Here is a 17,590-nt window from a genome sequence, read left to right on the forward strand (position 1 = left end):
TCCCCCTAATATAGATCTAGGGTTATTTTCTATCAAAAGTGGCTCAGTTTTCAAGTGCTATGGTGGCTCACTTTTAAGTTACCATATACATTTACTGCCCATATGTTACGTCATACGCATGCCACAGAACACATTAGAAGTGGATGGGATGCTGCTTACGTACAAAAAAAGGTTAGGTCATGCACATGTACAAACAACACTTGATACGTACGTTCATCTTTCTGATCAGGATATGAAGAATAAATATAAGGCGTATCTTCAAGGGAGAGAAACATAAAAATGAAATTTCCAAGCGTTGCAACTAATCGAAAGCTTGTCACTAGCACAGAGATTAATAAAAAAATAGCGGATATGACTAGTGTCTTACAAGGATTTTGGGCAACAGATAGATGGGATATAAGAATTTGCCCACATCCTAGTGCGATTGAGTTAAGTAAGAATCCATCATTAAAAAATCGTTGGATAAATTTCAATAAAGTCGAAAATATCTGGTTGAAAACAGAATTAAAGTACTTTTATTATGTTCACTTAAATAATGGAACTTGGAATGCAAAATCTGTTTGGATTAGAAAAGGAACAGTGATAAGCCGAATGTTAGGGTTTTTAAATTTAAAATATCCTGGCATTACATCTATAACTGAGGTGCCGATAATAAAAGCTTTGACGGAATACCGAACTTACTTAGCGGAACAAGGAGTAAGAACTACCACTACGAACTATAAGCTTGATGTAAATCAACAGAAAATCACTGTACATGCGAATTCCTACTACGTTACTAATCTTAAGCAATTTATGGAATTTTATGAGGATTTCTATTTTGATGGCGAGGAATGGGATAAAGATGTTTGGAATCGAAGAAAATTTTCGTTACCGGAAGATAAGGTAAATCCAACATCTTATGAGTATACGATCAATTTTAAGGGTTTTGAAAATGATTATTTTAAAGAAGTAGTTAAGCGGTATTGTAAATTAATGTTAAACACCTCCAGTTTTTGCCACGTGAGAGATATAGCCCCAAAGTTAAAAGAGTTTTTTAATATTATGAACAAAAAATGTGAATGTATTCGAAGGATTCATCAATTAACTAGAAATGAAATTGAGCAATATTTAAATTATATTAATTTAAAGGGCTTAAAACCTGGTACCGTAACTGGACGAATATCTACTTTAGACGTTTTTTTCACTACAATTCAAAGGTATGACTGTGAGGATACGCCTTCTAAAATCCTTATCTTTCAAGAAGATTATCCTAAAGTGCCGAAGGCGCTACCACGATATATTGATGAACAAGTACTTGAACAATTAAATCGGAAAATAGATAAATTGGAACCTTATATAGCCGCAATGGTTATGGTAATTCAAGAATGCGGAATGCGTATCAGTGAGCTTTGTACATTGAAAAAAGGTTGTGTCATAACTGATAAAGAAGGGGATTGCTTTTTAAAGTATTATCAGTGGAAAATGAAGAAAGAACATATCATTCCTATTTCTAAAGAAATTGCCGCATTGATATTAATTCAAGAGCAAAGAGTGGCTGATGAATTCGATGATGGATGTCAATATGTATTTCCCCGAAAAGATGGCTCTCCATTGAAGCAAGACACCTTCAGAGTTAAATTAAACGAATTAGCTTATAAAGAAAAGATAACGGACAGTAAAGGAGAAACTTTTCGGTTTCATGCTCATGCTTTTCGGCATACAGTTGGCACTAGAATGATAAATAACGGTGTGCCACAACATATTGTCCAGAAATTCTTAGGTCACGAATCACCGGAGATGACGGCGAGATATGCACATATTTTTGATGAAACCCTAAAGAAAGAATTTACGAGATTCAAGGAAACTTTGGTAACGAATAACGGTAGTATACTGGAGTTAAGTGAAGAAAATAGTAAAGCTGACAATACAGATCTTCAATGGTTTAAAAAGAATATCAATGCACAAGCACTTCCCAATGGCTATTGTCGTTTACCAGTAATTGCCGGACCTTGTCTTCATGCAAATGCTTGTTTAGATTGTACGAACTTCTGTACAAGTAAACAATTTCTAAATGAACATGAAGAACACTTAGACCGAACTAAAGAAATACTAAATAGGGCTAAACAGAACCAATGGCAGCGTCAGGTTGAAACTAACGAACATGTTAAAAATAGGTTAGAACAGATTATTCATTCATTAAAGGAGACGAATTAAGATGACTAGAAAGAGTAACACAACTGCCATAATTCAACTATCAAAAGAAAAGTCGGAGAAAACAAGAATTAGAGTTGAAAAGACAATTTCAGAGATGGCATTGAAAAAGGAGAAGATTAATTTTAATTCCGTTGCACAAAAGGCAAATGTTTCAAAGTCATGGCTTTACAAACAAAAAGTTATTAGAACCAGAGTGGAGACATTTAGAGGGATGCAAATAAGTGAGTTAACCCCTCGTAAACCTAGTAAAAGTCCCCGTTCAGAGGAAGTATTAATAAAGACCTTAAAAAGCCGTATAAAGGCATTAGAAGAAGAGAACAAACAATTAAAAGATCAAGTTCAAAAATTACACGGTAAGTTGTTTTAGCTGTATTGTGCATCTTAAAATGTATATCTATTTTTAGTTAGAAGTGAAATGATAACTTATTTCTTTTTTTTCTTGTTGAGGTAACGAGGCTGGTTAATTTTAAATCATCGATTTGGACTGTCATTATGGCAGTCTTTTTATGATACTTAAAAAAATCATTCTGTTTTTGAAACCTTTTTACCTGTTTGTAGGCTCTAATAAGTGAAGGGAGGTTAAGAGTGTGCAATATAATAACCTTGTAAAAAAAGCTATTAACGGCGACGGAGAAGCATTTGAATTACTAATAAAACAAGAGAGTGACAAATTGTACAAGATAGCATTTTTACATGTGAGAAATAAAGAGGATGCTTTAGATGTAATTCAGGAGTCAGTTTATAAAGCTTTCATTTCTATTGAAAAGTTAAAAAATTCTGAATTTTTTAGTACTTGGCTTGTGAAAATATTAATTAGAACGGCTTATAGGATGCTTGAGCAGAGAAAAAAATTAGGTTTTATAGATGACGATTAAATAACGGAACTTTTAGATAAAGAGGTTCCAGAATATGAACAACAAATAGACTTATCATATGCTGTCTCAAAACTAAACAATAATTACCAAACGGTTATTATTCTATTTTATTACAATGACTTATCTATTCGTGACATTTCCAAAGCATTAGATAAGCCAGAAGGCACCATAAAAACTTATCTTCGACGTGCAAAAATCGAATTAAAAAAAATGATAGGAGAGGATCATTATGAACAAAGAATGGTTTGATAAATCCTTAAGCGAAATAGAAGTACCAACGGATGAGGTATTCTTAGCCATTGATAAAGGAATAAAGCTGGGGGAAAAGGAAATAAAAGTTCAAAAGAGAAAATCAATAATAAAAATGACATCTATTATTACATCAACTGCTGCAACACTTTTCTTGGCGTCAGGATTTATATTTTCTCCTATAACAAATGCTTTAGCAAATGTTCCTTTGATAGGCTCTATATATGAACAATTTAATTCTGAAGTTGGTAAAGAGTTGGCCTCTAAAAATTTAGTAACGGAGCATAATCAGGTAGCGTCTAGTAGTGGAGTAGACATAACAGTAACGAGTGCTTTTTATGACGGTAATTATATTGGCATCACGTTTAAGGCAGATGGAAACGGACTCTCGGAGACTCTTAATGCTGAAAATAGTCCAGAAGCCGGCTATTCATATCATTTATTCGAGGGAACAGAGTCGGAACAATGGGGAGGGACAATGGAGCAACTGATAAAAACCGATGATGGTTATATCGGTGCCATGACTTTAGAATACCCTCATAAACAATTGCCGGCTGATTTTACTTTGCCATTGACGTTCACCTTTGCAGGAGGGGTAAAAGGAACTTGGCAATTTAATGTTCCGGTAACGCAAATTCATACTGAAAAAATTATGACAGGAGAAAGAAGCACTTCTCAGGACCACGCCTATTCCTTCGTTATGGAATCTGTTACAAAAGCTGAATCAACAACAGTTTTAGATTATAAAATAATTAAACCCATGATAGAAGAAGAATATCTGTTTAATTTACAGGTCTTTGATAATCATGGAAAAAAGTTATCATTAGATAGTGTCGGGTCAGGTCGGGCAATTTTGAGTGAAGGTATAGATGATGACACAGAATTCTTGATGATTCACCCTGAATTTTCAAAGGGTAAGGAACTAATCAAGTTAGAATCATTGAAAGTAGACTTAAATAAGAAATAAATAGCCAATTAAATGAAGGCTGAAAAGGTGTTGTTACTTTTTGGATTTCATTTATCACCTTTTTCAATTAATTAAACTATTCTACTACCGGGGATGTTAGTTGAACAGTCACATTAAAAATAACCAATCTAATTTATAGGGTAGATTGGTTATTTTATTTGCATGGAAATAGGTACATTTATTAATAAATCAAGACAACTTTAAAGACATGTAGTTAAAGTAGAACCGCTCATATTATAATGTTTTTTTACTTTACTATTGATAAACAGTTGAGCCTTCTCCAGAGGACATCGATGTGACGAAACGATTAGTCGAAGCAGGTAAAATATTAGGCATAGAAGTCCTTGATCATCTCATCATTGGCGATGATCAATTCATTTCGTTAAAGGAAAAGGGGTATATGGTCTAATGATGAATCGTCTTTCAAGAGAACTAGATTGGTTTCTATGGTCCTTAGAAGAGAAGTTTAATGTGAGTCGGTTAGTCGATGATGTAGCTGTAGAAGCAACTGAGCTAGGTATGAATGAAGTAGCGCAATACTTTATTCCGAGGGAAGTCATTACCGATTTACCAGAAACTTTATTGTATGAAATCATGATTGCGGATGATGATAACGAAACAGAATGGGTAGGTGCAATTGGATTTTATCCGAATAGTCCAGAATGGTGTCTGCAAGTCATCACGAAAAATGGACAGCTAGTGTACAGAAAACCGGTACTACTCACTGAATAAAACTCACGACAATAGTAAAGAAAAGACCTGTATTCTCACGACATTACTAAGGAGTAGTTGTAAAGGTTAACGGAAACATTGATGTAGAAGGATTCGATGATGTTTAAGTAGAGGTAGAATCATGACATTATTAAATAACTGACGCGAGTTGATTAAAAAGAGATAAAAAGATCTAAGGATGGTGAAAGCAATGTGGTGGAAAATGAAACCGATGATTCTCACACCAGAGACACTCATCATTGAGACTGAAATGATCAATCAAGGGGCTATGGATGCGGAAATTAGCATTCATGGTCCTTTTATTTTGTGGAGGGACGTCTAATGAATTATTTAATAGGCTTCAGTCAATGGTTACTGGAAGATTGAAAGAGTCCGAAGACAATAGAATCCTACCGCAATGATGTAAAAATGTTTCAAAAGTACTTAACAGAAGAAGCAGAAGATGAAGTAATGCCATTAAGTCGCTATTCTTTTGTGCGCTACAAGCAATCGTTACTCGACGGAGACTATAAAGTGTCTACCATTAACAAAAAGGTCAACAGTCTAAAAGTGTTTAACGACTATCTCCAGATGAAAGACATAGTTGAAGACAACTACATTCAAGTCAGAAGAGATCAAGTGTGTATCGCTTCAGGAAGTGAACAAGTGGTAGAAGCGTTAAGTGATGTGGAAGTGGATCGTGTACTTGCCTATGTAACTGATGATGGAAAAGTAAGTATCAGAAATCGGTTAATCGTGCATCTATTACTGTATACCGCTGTCCGAGTATCCGAATTAACAGCTATTAAACTGACAGACATTGATTTTGTACAACATACACTCATGGTTACTGACAAAGGTGGCAAGGTACGGGAGGTTGGCATTCGGAATGATTTAATGGAACTCATAAAAGTGTACCAAAACGGAGAACGTCAGACATCAAAGTTTAATAAGAGCCCCTACCTTTTGGTGTCGCAACGGAGTCAAAAAATGCATAGAGACGCAGTCCAAGACCTTCATTTACATCTTTCTAAAGACGTGGATTTAAAACTGCACCCATACCTTTTCGTAGAACCCGTACAACACTTTTATTACAAAGGGGTGTTCCAATCGTCACTGTTAGCAAGATACTCGGTAATCATTCAGTAGACATGACGTCTAAAATGTATATTCAGACTTCACGGAAAGATAAAAAAGATGCGTTGGATCTTTTGGAAAAGGGATTTAGAGAGTTAAGAAAGAACTGAGTATTATATTTTCATTGGAGAAACTAATCTATGAAACTAGAGTCATTGTAGAAGAATTACTATTGGAACATTACAGTCTTTAACACCATATCTGAAAGCAATATAAAGAGCAATTGTTGCAAATGAACGTACAATTAGTCAGTAAAATTAAGATGTTCAGTAACAGGGCAAAATTTAATTTATAAAGTAAAATCGTCTTGAAATTAAAATTTGTAAATGAGTGATGAATTTTATGAGTGACTGATATTCGTAGTAGTAATTAATGTCTAAAAAAAGTAAATAATAGAATTTATTAACATATATATGTGCCTATAATGCAAGAACTATAGTATCATAGACTATATAAACAGAATTATCATTAAAAAACTGGAGGAGATTTTATGAAGAAAAACTTTACATCTTATCAAAAAGTATTTAAAGCAGCTTTAGCAACAACGGTTGCTACTGGAGCGATGGTTGTTGGCGTTCCAATTTTTGCTCAGGCGGCTGAACAGGGACTTAAAGATTTGGACAAAACACAGGATTATTACACTGATGTATTAAACTTAGTAGCACGTAATGTTGTGAAAGGTTTTCCAGATGGAACTTATAAACCACATAATGCTGTAACACGTGGACAAGCAGCAAAAATATTAGCGGACGTCCTAGATTTAGACACGAAAAATGTTGCAGATCCGGGTTTCACTGATGTGAAAAAGACAGATGAGTATTACGGTGCGATTGCCGCTTTAGCTAAAGAAGGTATTATTAAAGGATATCCCGATAAAAGATTTGGACAAGCTGATACATTAACGCGTTCACAGATGGCCAAAATTATTGCAATCGGTTTCGATTTATCTGAAGAAAGTCTCACAGATTCAAGGTTTTCTGACGTTAAGAAAAGCGATGAGTTTTCTGGTTACGTACAATCACTGTTAACGAATGAAATTACAAAAGGTACGACAGCTACTACTTTTAGCCCAGCAAAATCTGTATCACGTGCGCAGATGGCTTCATTCGTCGTTAGAAGTGAAAAAGCAGTAGCTAGTAATGATATAACAGCTAACATTGAAAGTTTTACTAAGGACTCAGTCGTATTATCAACAGGGACATTCCCTATTCCAACTGACTTAAAAGATTTACTAAATACAGATAATACAAATGCACTTAAGGGAGCAATTTTGAATTATTCGATTGCAAGTGACTTAACTGTAAAAATAAATTCAGTTGAGCTTACAGCGAACGGAAATTCGACAGAAAATATAGTACTTGATGGGAAAAATTTATCGTTTCCTGGAAACCTCATCGTTAATGGTGATTACATAACTGTTAAGAACTTGACGATTAACGGGAATTTAGAAATTGGTAGTGATATAGAAAATAGCTTCCTAGGTAAAGACATAACTGTTAAGGGAAAAACAATCATATCTGATAAAAAAAGTGCAAAAGCCTTAGCCCAAGCAAGTTTAGAAAAAGTATATAAATCAGTTGCATTTGTCGTACCTGTAACAGCTTCTAATGCAACTGTAGCAGCAACTGCAACTGGAGCGAATATCGGATTTGAGAATGCATACTTAAGTACAGTAAGTGTTTCAAGAAACAATGCTGCGATTCGACTATCTGGAAGCACAACATTAACGACATTCACAATATCTTCAAACAGTAATTTAACAGTTGGAGCAGGTGTAACAGTTCCACAAGTAACAATTGAAGGTAGCGCAGATGTATCAGTTGATGGCGAAGGTAATGTCGGTAAGCTAGATGTAGCATCTCCAACTGCCAATATTACGCTTGGTGCAAATACAGGAGTTGGTGATTTGACATTACCATCTGGATCTGCGGCAAAAGATATTATTAAGAATTATGACGAATCAAAAGGAAACATCGATAAAGTAGGCGGAGAAACAAACGTAGATGCAAAACCAGTAACACCACCTTCGACTGGTGGCGGTAATGTTGGACCTTCACGTCCTCAAACAATACAAATACCTTATGCACCAGGTGTTGTAGTAAAACTTAGTTATCCAGGAGTTTCTTTTTCAAATGGAAAGTTTACAGTAACTGCTGCTACAAAAGATTTTTACTTTTTCGATGGTACAAAACGTATGAAGGTAAATTTTATTGACAATAATTGGAGTATTACTCTTGATGGTGAGTTTAAAGATACTGGATTCGTGTCAAATGAAAAAGAATTCAGAGAAATTTTGGAACTTGAAAGTGAAACTGAAACCGGTATTACAAAGATTTGGCTTCTTAATGACATAGAATTAACATCACCTTTGTATATTAAAAGAAGTATTGAAATTGGTGGAAGCCATCAAATGATTTATAAATCTGAAAGTTTTATGAGTGATGATAATAATTCAGTTGTAATTATTGATGGGCAAAATGATGTGACATTTAATGAATTGGTTATTGATGCTAAAGGTAAAGATAATGAAAAAGTGGAAGGTTTGTATGCCTTGCAGGTAAATAACTCAGCTAATGTTGAACTTAATAAGGTAACGCTTAAAAATGCATATGCGGGTCTACTTGTTAATGGATCTAAAGTGACAGTTAAGCGTATTGAGACTGCGGGTAATGGATACGGAGGCATTAAAGTATCCCAAGGTGAAGGCGTGAATAAGGAATCTTTATTAACTGTTGAGGAAACAAGTAAACATGATGAAGATGTCTATATTTGGACAGTCGGAGAAAACGCTAGTGTATTAGAGGAACATATTCACACTCCATATAAATCTGCAAAAGATAATAGAATTGGTAAAGAAGATTATACAAATTATATATTCAAATCTGAGGAGAGAGTTGTACCATTTGCAATACTGGAAGCACCAATTAACGGAGCGGTAGAGAAAACTTTTGAAGATGTAAAAACAGTTAATGCAATGTTCCTTGTTGCTGGCTACCTCAATGAATTAAATCAACAAATTCCTGTTACATTAGCAAATGCAAAAGTTTGGATTGATGAAAAATATGAAGTTAATTTTAATATTAATGCAATTAAGGTAACAGATGGAAATATAAAGATTGTTGACAAAGTTTTAAGTACTGCAGATTGGAATAAGTTAAAAGTTGGTGGAAATAAAAACATGCCCTATCGAATTACTTTAGTGAAAGATGGCACAGATGCTGGAAATGCTACTGATGATAATAAAGTAATTAAAATAGCTATTTATCAAGATGGTAATGCTGTGCTTAATAACATTGATAACACTTTAATTACCAAAGTTACCGAGTAATCAAAATCGATACTTGTGTCTCGCTTAATTTAAACACAGACTTTATGAAATCTAACACGAGTTCCATAGCCAAGCGATTGGTTATGGAGCTTTCTTTATCACCATTTGTATTGAATATATTTCATACCAAAGATAAAAAATGCTATCTTAACCAGGTACAAAAAAATCCTCTTAAAAACTTTTTTTAAACATATAATTGGATATTCTATGTTTATATCAAGGTGAGGAACCTATTTAATAAATTTTGGGTGCCAAGTACAGACGCGATTATTTATCAGGATGGATTATGAATCAATCAAAAATGTCGCTTCCGCTTACAACTTCTGATATGCAATAGCATATTCATTAAATGTTAAAGAATGATAGTTTTTATTTTTAATGTTAACGTTTATTTAAAAGGTACCTACTAACCTATCAATTTTAATTTGTAATAAATTTAATAGGTTTGAATTAATTGAAATTAAATTTAAAAATACTCCCATTTAGGATTTTAAATCCAGGTTTTATTGCCATTTTAAATATGACTTTTATTACAAAGAAGTATGAAAACAAATTTTTATAAAATGGGGAACTACTCCCAATCACTATAACTACCAACTAGAATATCTATATGGTATGTTTATTGTGTAGATTAAATAAGGTTTTATAATCTGTTAATCTGTTAATCTATTAAATTGAAGACCTTGGTAATACTACCAGTTTGTAACTTAATTGGAATTATAGTTCTCTTGTTATCTTTAATAGATAAGTATAGAGTTAAGAATGGCTTCAAACAAAGAATCTAGGAGGATATTATTCTATGGCTAAAAATAAAATTAATTTAAATAAATTCGCAACAGGTGTGGCAACAGCTGCAATGGTAGCAACCGCAGTAGTGCCAGTAGCATCAGCAGCAGGATTCACAGATATAAGCAATGTGGATGCGAGCGTAAAAACAGAAATCAATAAAGCGGTTGATCTTGGATTTTTTAAAGACGCTACAACATTTAATCCAAGCACAAAAATAACTCGCGGACAAGCAGCGCTTACGCTTGCACGTTATATTGCCGGAGATATTACTGTTAAAGCATATGCGGAAGCAAATAATCTTGAAAGCACAGTAACTGCATTCAACGATATACCAGTTAGTTATAAAAATGGTGCTGACTTCCAACAAGAACTTTACTACGCTTCTTTAGTTGTGAAAAATGCTGGTGCATTTACTCAGAGTAACCTGAACCCAACTGGAAACGTAACACGTTCACAAATGGCTAAAATTATTACACAAACTTTTAAACTTGAAAAAGTTTCAGACTATGTATCGAACTTAACAGATATTGGCCAATTAGATGCTGGAACTAAAGGGTTTATTGAGACAATTGCTTCACATGGCATTACAAATGTAACAACTTTTAATCCGGCGGGTCCTGTCACACGTTCCCAAATGGCGAGTTTCCTAGTTCGTTCATATGATGCTGTTCATGTTGTTGAAGAAGTGTCTGCTGTTAAATCAGTTAAATCGATTAGCGCTACACAAGTTGAAGTTGAATTTGGAGTAAAAGTTGATGAGGCTAGTGCAACAGCAACGCCTGGAAATTATACTTTCAGTGCATTAGACGGTCAATCAGCTACAACGGCTACGAAAGCTGAATTAAAAGCTGACGGGAAGACTGTATTATTGACGGTAAATAGCCCATTAGTTGATCGTTACCAAGTTAAAACAACTGGCGTTTTATCAGAAGACGGCGTAACGGCTATTGATAATTATAATGAAGTTGTGAAATTTGAAGCAGACACAACAGCTCCTAAAGTAACAACTGTAGAACGTATATCTTCAAATAAAATGACAATTAAGTTTTCAGAGCCAGTAAAAGCTGGAACAATTACAGAATTGTATGTTGATGGCGCACCTGTGTCACCATCTTTAGGTCTATCTTTGAGTGGGGGAGAAACTGAGTTAGAAATAGATTTATCAAATGTCGGAATTGTAACTAATAAAGATATAGAAATCACACTTAACGGTGTTACGGATATGGCAGGAAACTTAATTAGCCCTCAACCGTCAAAAGTTACGGTAGTAAAAGAGCCTGTAGACGGCATCGAACCGACTATAGCTTCAGTTACACAAACAGGAGTAAAGAAATTCACACTCAAGTTTAATAAAAATCTAGACGGAGCTTTAGCAGCGGCTGATGTTACCTTAACAGGTGGCGCAACGGCTCAATCAATCCAAAAAGTCTCTGCAAGTGAATATGAAATAACAGTGAATAATAATCTAAGTGGATTACAAACTGTAACAGTTGCGGCTAATAAGGCAGTTGACTTATCTGGTCAAATTAATGCAGCTGCATTAACAAAACTAGTGACATTTGTTGAAGATACAGTAGCACCAACAGCTACTTCACAAATTGTTAAAGTTAATAATAAAGAGTATTTACAGTTAACATTCGATAAGAATGTTGAACTTGCAGGAAATAAAGAGGTTACTATATCAGGAAGTAAAGTGAAGAATTTTGTTACAACTGCAGTTCTATCTACAGATGTAGTTGCAAGCTATGCAAATCCAAATAATAAAAAAGTTATACTACTTCCTTTAACACACGCAAATTTAGGAGTAACAGATGCTGCATATAATGTAACAATTGTAAATAAAACACTAAACACGAACGGTATTCAGAGCGAATCTGGAAAAGATATGGCTTCAGTTAATGCTGTATTTACTCGTGGTATCGATGGTTCAACATCGAATACAGGCGTAGTGACTGGCGTTTTAGTTGCGCAAGGTAGCACACCGGATGAAGTTACTGTTACATTTACAATTCCAACAGGAACAGAATTAGATGGCGCTACAGCAACTAATCTTGCAAACTATTCAATTTCTGGTGCGACAATTGAATCGATTTATTTAAGTGCAGCTTCTGGTACTACACAAGTTGCTACATTAAAACTGGCAGAAAACTCAAGTACGTTTACAGGAGTTCGCAATATTTCTGTACAAAATGTAAAAGTAGAAGGATCTACGGCAGTGATGAATCCAGTTTCAATGAGTAATGTTTCATTAAAAGAAAACGTGAAACCAACTGTAACTGGATCAAAAGTGACTTCTCCGACAACAATTGAATTAACGTTTTCAGAAAATGTTACATTAACTGGAACAACTAACTTCGATGTATTTATAGGCGGTTCTACAACAGCAGAAACAGGTGTTTCAAATGTTGCTGGAACAACTACAAATAAGAAGACTGTTATTACACTGACAAATGCTTTAACGGGTTTAGATCCAATACTGGTTAAGCCGACTTCAAGTATTGATGTTAAAGATTCAGCAGGGAATCTTTTGAAATTCAGTTCAATCGAAGTTGCAGCGAACTAAGAAAAAGGTTATTATACACGATACCATTCGAATATATTGAAAGTGTAGTGTGTAAGTAGTAATGTACATTGATTGAAAATTGGTCAATGTACTTTTCTACTAAGCTTTTTTATCTAAATAGTAGGTTCTTTTGTTAGTATGCAAAAAGAAATCTACAATTCACACCATTAAATAAATAACGAAACCAAACTTCATAAATTAGCTAGCAAAAAAGCACCTTACTGATTAGAGTAAATCTAATCAGTAAGGTGCTTTAAAATTGGATTAAATGCTGTCGTTATTTAATTTCATTTAAATTTGCATCATTCATTCGTTTAAAGAATGCTGAAATTTGTGTTCTTCTTAAAATTCCAGAAGCGTTATATGATTCAAATGAAGTCGCTGTTGTTAGATTATTATTTTGTAAGAATTGTACTGCGCCGCGGGCATCTTTTGGACCACCCTGAGTCATCGAAAGGATTTGAGCAACAACGCCACGAGAAATTGGTTTTTGTCGTTCTGCTTTATTCTTATAACCTTTTAACGGCAAATTGTATTTTTGCAGATGGATATATGCACCGTCTTCATTGTACATAGTTGATTGACCATCTAATGATGTGTTTAAGCCATAATATTTTGATAAAACAGAGACGAATTGTGATTCAGTCAATGTATTTTCGGGTTTAAAAGAACCATTTTCGTACCCACGTAGCATGCCTTGTTTAACAGCCCAACTAATATCGTCATAAGCCCAATGGGATTTTGGCGTATCAGTAATGACTGGGACGAATTTATTTGTCAAGTCATATTTAATGTAATCTTCTGTACCTTCAATTCCGATTGAATTTTGGCTTGTATAAAAGATACTCATAATATTAGCACCTACGTTATAAACTTTTACCTTATCAATAGTCGTACCGTAGTCGTAAACTGAGTGGGTAACTCCTGGCTGTAAAGAACCGGAAACGATTGTGCCATAGTCTGATTTAAAATAACCTTCACCAGATGTAAGCGCATAGCCAATATCATTTATTTTGCTATCTGAGGGAATTATTAAATGATTATTACTATATCCGTCAAAGTATGATAGAGCTTTATTGCTTTCCAAACTGGAGAAGTTTAAATAGTTTGCTGTTGTAATTGTTGGTCCAACAAATATTTTAACAGCATTTTGAACGTTAATAAGATGCAAGTTGTCTCTATAAGTAGTATGAGCTACATTTTTTGGAGAATAAGCAACAACAAGACCGTCTTTTGTTACGAGTACTTTATTGGAATTATCATTAAAACTTCCGACAAAAAAGTTATTAAACTTTTCTTCGATTGTGAAATTAGAAAGGTTTTGCGGGTTCATACTCACTTTTGTATCTGTATAGATGTAAGATGCAAAGCCTGCACGATCTAGTAAAAATGAGTATACGTACGGTGTAACCTGTGCATCTCGCTCTGTCCACCAGTCTGTTGGTGAAGCTGCTTCTGTCGCTGTACTATTTCCAAAAGTAAAAACCAATGATAATGCTAAAAATAGTGATATAATCTTCTTCATTCAAATTCCTCCGCTTCTATACGATAAATCAATTTACCTAGTAACATTATTATGTACTTATAGTATAATAGAATCATTATAAAGTACATAGGTTTAACGCACTACTTTTAACTGTTACATTAAATGATTAAAATAACGTGTATTCTAGTAGCATTGTATTAAGATAAAGGCCCTAAAAGATTAGTAAATCAAAAATTTGAATCACCATCAGTTAGCTAAATCTTTCGCAGAAGTAGCTAAAAAAAACGACATAAGATATAGTATAATATAGGGAAGAATGCATTTTTCTCTATTTTATTATGTGGAGGTTAACCATGCCGGAAAATTTATTGGATAAGTTTAAAAGTAAAATTAGTCATCAATGGAAGGTTGCATTTTATTCGACAATCGTGATTGGGCTACTCGTTCATTTTTTTATATTTACGAATCGATTAATGAATCATGATAGTTTACATAATATTTATAATACACAAGCGAAAGTGAAGTCAGGGCGCTTCTTTTTAGGACCTGCGAGTGGTATGAGTACTTTCTTTGATTTACCTTGGGTGATTGGTCTACTATCAATCTTATTTTTAGCATTTACTGTTATTTGTATCGTTCAATTATTTGAATTAAGAAAAACGCTATCGATTATCTTAGTGGCAGGTATTGTAGTTGCATTTCCAAGTGTAACCTCTACATTTTCTTATATGTTCACAGCAGATGGGTATATGTTGGGGTCATTTATTGCGGTTTTAGCCGTGTTTGTTGCTAAGAAATATAAATACGGGTTTATTACTGCAGCATTTCTTGTTTGTATTTCAATCGGCGTGTACCAAGCGAATTTGTCTGTCGTATTAACTTTTATGATTTTGTTTTTATTAAGAGAGATTCTTTGCTTTAATTTGCAAACAAAATCATTATTAACTTACATATTTAAGTTTGGTTTAGCAACTGTCATAGGACTTGGTTTGTACTATATATCATTCAAAACGTATACAGGTCTATTTAGCGGTTATATAACGCCTTATCAAGGTCTAGATAGAGTTGGCTCACTTCCATTAAGTGATATTTCTACGCGCATTTTTCAAATTAAGGATCAAGTGATTGACTTCTTTTTCAGAGGTTTCTTCACGTTTCACGGTGTGAATTTATTCGAAGTTCTGAATGTTATTATGTTTATCGTTATTTTCATTGTGACAGCAAGGCTTATTGTTAAACGTGGAATTTATAAAAATATTGTACAAATGATTGCGATTTTTGTCCTAATTTTCAGTTTACCATTTGCTTATTATATCGTATATTTCCTTTCGCCAGACACGTTTTACCATATGCTTATGGTGTTTAGTATAACGAGCGTGTATATGTATTTAATATTAATATATGACACGATAGATAGTCATAATGAGAATCGCTTTGATAAAATAACATCTTGGGTTTCAGTTATACTGCTAAGTGTCACAGTATTTAACTTTGGTTTAATCGCAAATATTACGTATTTTAATATGGAGTTACGATATGAAAAGTCTATGGCACTTGTGAATCGAGTTTTAGACCGAATTGAGCATCTAGAAGAATACGATGAAATCGAAGACTTGGCAGTTGTCGGGCGCGTTACGATGTATTCGAAGATGGCAGCACAAACAATCCCGAACAGTATTCCTAATATGATTGGTGGTATCGGAGAAACATTTTTAGTTGAACCGTATCATTATAAAGCGGTATTAGAAACGTTTTACGGCTTCCCGATTGAATTAACTACGGACGAGAATTTGGAGCAAATTAAGAATTCGAGTGAATTTAAAGACATGGACGTATGGCCAGGTGCAACGTCCGTCAAAAAAATAAATGATACAGTCGTCATAAAGTTTGAGGAAAAGTAATTGAGTGAAGGCGTGGAAAGGAAAAGAGCATGAAATTGTTGTCTATTATTATTCCAGCATATAATGAAGAAGATATGATCTTAAACGCTGTAAAAGAAATTACACAATGCCTCCAAAACGAAGAAATTCCAATTGAAATTCTCTTTATTAATGACGGTTCAAAAGATCATACTTGGCGCGAAATTGAAAAAGCGAGTGAAGAGTTTGATCATGTGAAAGGGATCTGTTTTTCTAGAAACTTTGGAAAAGAGGCGGCGATATTAGCTGGGCTTGACCATGCAACAGGGGATTGTTCTGTCGTGATGGACTGTGATTTACAACACCCACCTGAAACCGTTATTGAAATGTATAGCAAGTGGTTAAAAGGGTATGAAATAGTCGAAGGTGTCAAATCAACGAGGGGAAAGGAAGGGAAATTACACGGCTTTTTCGCGAAATCCTTTTATGCATTAATTAATCGTGCGACTGGTTTTGATATGCAAAACTCTTCTGATTTCAAGCTTCTTGATAAAAAAGTAGTAGAAGCTTATTTAACTTTACCAGAAAGAAAGTTGTTTTTCCGAGCGCTCTCTTTTTGGTTAGGCTTTAATAGTACGACAGTCGAATTTGAAGTGCGTGATCGAGAGGCAGGACAGACGAAATGGTCGTATATTTCACTCGTGAAGTATGCCATTTCAAATATTACATCATTTTCTACTGCACCGATGCAAATTGTGACGCTTGTTGGGATTGTATACTTTATATTTGCGGGGATACTCGGCATTCAATCATTAGTGAATTTCCTAAGAGGGGACTCACTTGAAGGGTTTACTACGATTATATTACTGCTACTCGTTATTGGTAGTACGATTATGATTAGTTTAGGGATTATTGGCTATTACGTTTCGAAAATCTATGAAGAAACGAGAAAGAGACCAAGATACATCGTTTCAGACAGAATTACGAATGAAAGGTAAATCTATGAAAAAGTTATTATCGCTATTCGATGAAAAGCTGTGGAAATTTATCATAGTTGGTATTATTAATACAATCGTTGGTACAGCGATTATGTTTGGTCTTTACAATCTTGCAGGTGCTTCTTACTGGTTTTCTTCGGGCTCAAATTATATGTTAACGAGCATTTTAAGTTTCTTTTTGAATAAACATTTTACATTTCAAAATAAAGACAAGTCAATTTGGGTGAGCATTAGATTTATTATTAATATCGCTGTTTGCTATGTACTTGCATACGGAATTGCTAAACCAATAACACTTTTACTCGTAACGAATTACAGCATCACAGTTCAAGAAAATATTGCAATGGTAGTTGGCATGGTTTTGTTTACGGCATTTAATTATTTAGGTCAACGATTTTTTGCATTTAAAGCATAAGGTAAAGATATCCCTTTTCA

12 protein-coding genes and 3 pseudogenes are annotated in these 17,590 nt (G+C 34.2%); 14 read left to right on the forward strand and 1 reads right to left on the reverse strand.

Annotation, left to right across the window (positions count from 1 at the left end; translation table 11 throughout):
• Positions 1 to 90: 90 nt before the first annotated feature.
• The 11 genes and pseudogenes from AC3RV6_RS02530 to AC3RV6_RS02580 all read left to right on the forward strand — a co-directional run.
• Positions 91 to 277: pseudogene (locus AC3RV6_RS02530) on the forward strand (tyrosine-type recombinase/integrase); the annotation flags it as partial.
• 2 nt (positions 278 to 279) lie between these two features.
• Complete coding sequence (locus AC3RV6_RS02535; RefSeq protein WP_489747904.1) at positions 280 to 2,193, forward strand: tyrosine-type recombinase/integrase; 1,914 nt, start codon at positions 280 to 282, stop codon at positions 2,191 to 2,193.
• 1 nt (position 2,194) lies between these two features.
• Positions 2,195 to 2,560, forward strand: coding sequence for a DUF6262 family protein (locus tag AC3RV6_RS02540; RefSeq protein WP_489747905.1), 366 nt, complete (start codon positions 2,195 to 2,197; stop codon positions 2,558 to 2,560).
• 220 nt (positions 2,561 to 2,780) lie between these two features.
• A pseudogene (locus AC3RV6_RS02545) lies at positions 2,781 to 3,317 on the forward strand (sigma-70 family RNA polymerase sigma factor).
• Positions 3,298 to 4,284, forward strand: coding sequence for a DUF4179 domain-containing protein (locus AC3RV6_RS02550; RefSeq protein WP_489747906.1), 987 nt, complete (start codon positions 3,298 to 3,300; stop codon positions 4,282 to 4,284). Before AC3RV6_RS02545 ends, AC3RV6_RS02550 begins: the two are co-directional and overlap by 20 nt.
• 274 nt (positions 4,285 to 4,558) lie before the next feature.
• Positions 4,559 to 4,693, forward strand: a pseudogene (locus AC3RV6_RS02555) (JAB domain-containing protein); the annotation flags it as partial.
• Positions 4,693 to 5,016 carry a hypothetical protein gene (locus AC3RV6_RS02560; RefSeq protein ID WP_489747907.1) on the forward strand — a complete coding sequence of 108 codons (324 nt, stop codon included), beginning with the start codon at positions 4,693 to 4,695 and terminating at the stop codon, positions 5,014 to 5,016. The pseudogene AC3RV6_RS02555 and the gene AC3RV6_RS02560, both read left to right, overlap by 1 nt.
• 190 nt (positions 5,017 to 5,206) lie before the next feature.
• Positions 5,207 to 5,338, forward strand: a complete 132-nt coding sequence (locus AC3RV6_RS02565; protein WP_489747908.1) for a hypothetical protein — start codon at positions 5,207 to 5,209, stop codon at positions 5,336 to 5,338.
• 86 nt (positions 5,339 to 5,424) lie between these two features.
• Entirely contained in the window at positions 5,425 to 6,144 is a 720-nt protein-coding gene (locus AC3RV6_RS02570; RefSeq protein WP_489747909.1) for a tyrosine-type recombinase/integrase, read from the forward strand.
• Positions 6,145 to 6,622: 478 nt separating this feature from the next.
• Positions 6,623 to 9,460 (forward strand): S-layer homology domain-containing protein, encoded by a 2,838-nt coding sequence (locus AC3RV6_RS02575; protein ID WP_489747910.1) that lies wholly within the window; start codon positions 6,623 to 6,625, stop codon positions 9,458 to 9,460.
• 799 nt (positions 9,461 to 10,259) lie between these two features.
• Positions 10,260 to 12,812: an S-layer homology domain-containing protein gene (locus tag AC3RV6_RS02580; RefSeq protein ID WP_489747911.1), complete on the forward strand. Its 2,553-nt coding sequence runs from the start codon at positions 10,260 to 10,262 to the stop codon at positions 12,810 to 12,812.
• A 277-nt stretch (positions 12,813 to 13,089) separates the two neighbouring features.
• Here the strand turns inward: AC3RV6_RS02580 and AC3RV6_RS02585 are convergent, their stop codons facing one another.
• Positions 13,090 to 14,337, reverse strand: a complete 1,248-nt coding sequence (locus tag AC3RV6_RS02585; protein ID WP_489747912.1) for an S-layer homology domain-containing protein — start codon at positions 14,335 to 14,337, stop codon at positions 13,090 to 13,092.
• A 314-nt stretch (positions 14,338 to 14,651) separates the two neighbouring features.
• Between AC3RV6_RS02585 and AC3RV6_RS02590 the strand changes: the two genes are divergently transcribed.
• The 3 genes from AC3RV6_RS02590 to AC3RV6_RS02600 are packed head-to-tail and all read left to right on the forward strand — an operon-like array spanning position 14,652 to position 17,570.
• Positions 14,652 to 16,199: a glucosyltransferase domain-containing protein gene (locus tag AC3RV6_RS02590; protein WP_489747913.1), complete on the forward strand. Its 1,548-nt coding sequence runs from the start codon at positions 14,652 to 14,654 to the stop codon at positions 16,197 to 16,199.
• 29 nt (positions 16,200 to 16,228) lie between these two features.
• Positions 16,229 to 17,155, forward strand: coding sequence for a glycosyltransferase family 2 protein (locus tag AC3RV6_RS02595; protein WP_489747914.1), 927 nt, complete (start codon positions 16,229 to 16,231; stop codon positions 17,153 to 17,155).
• Positions 17,156 to 17,159: 4 nt separating this feature from the next.
• Complete coding sequence (locus AC3RV6_RS02600; protein WP_489747915.1) at positions 17,160 to 17,570, forward strand: GtrA family protein; 411 nt, start codon at positions 17,160 to 17,162, stop codon at positions 17,568 to 17,570.
• Positions 17,571 to 17,590: the final 20 nt, after the last annotated feature.

The sequence above is a fragment of the Sporosarcina sp. So3-204 genome (assembly GCF_058068165.1).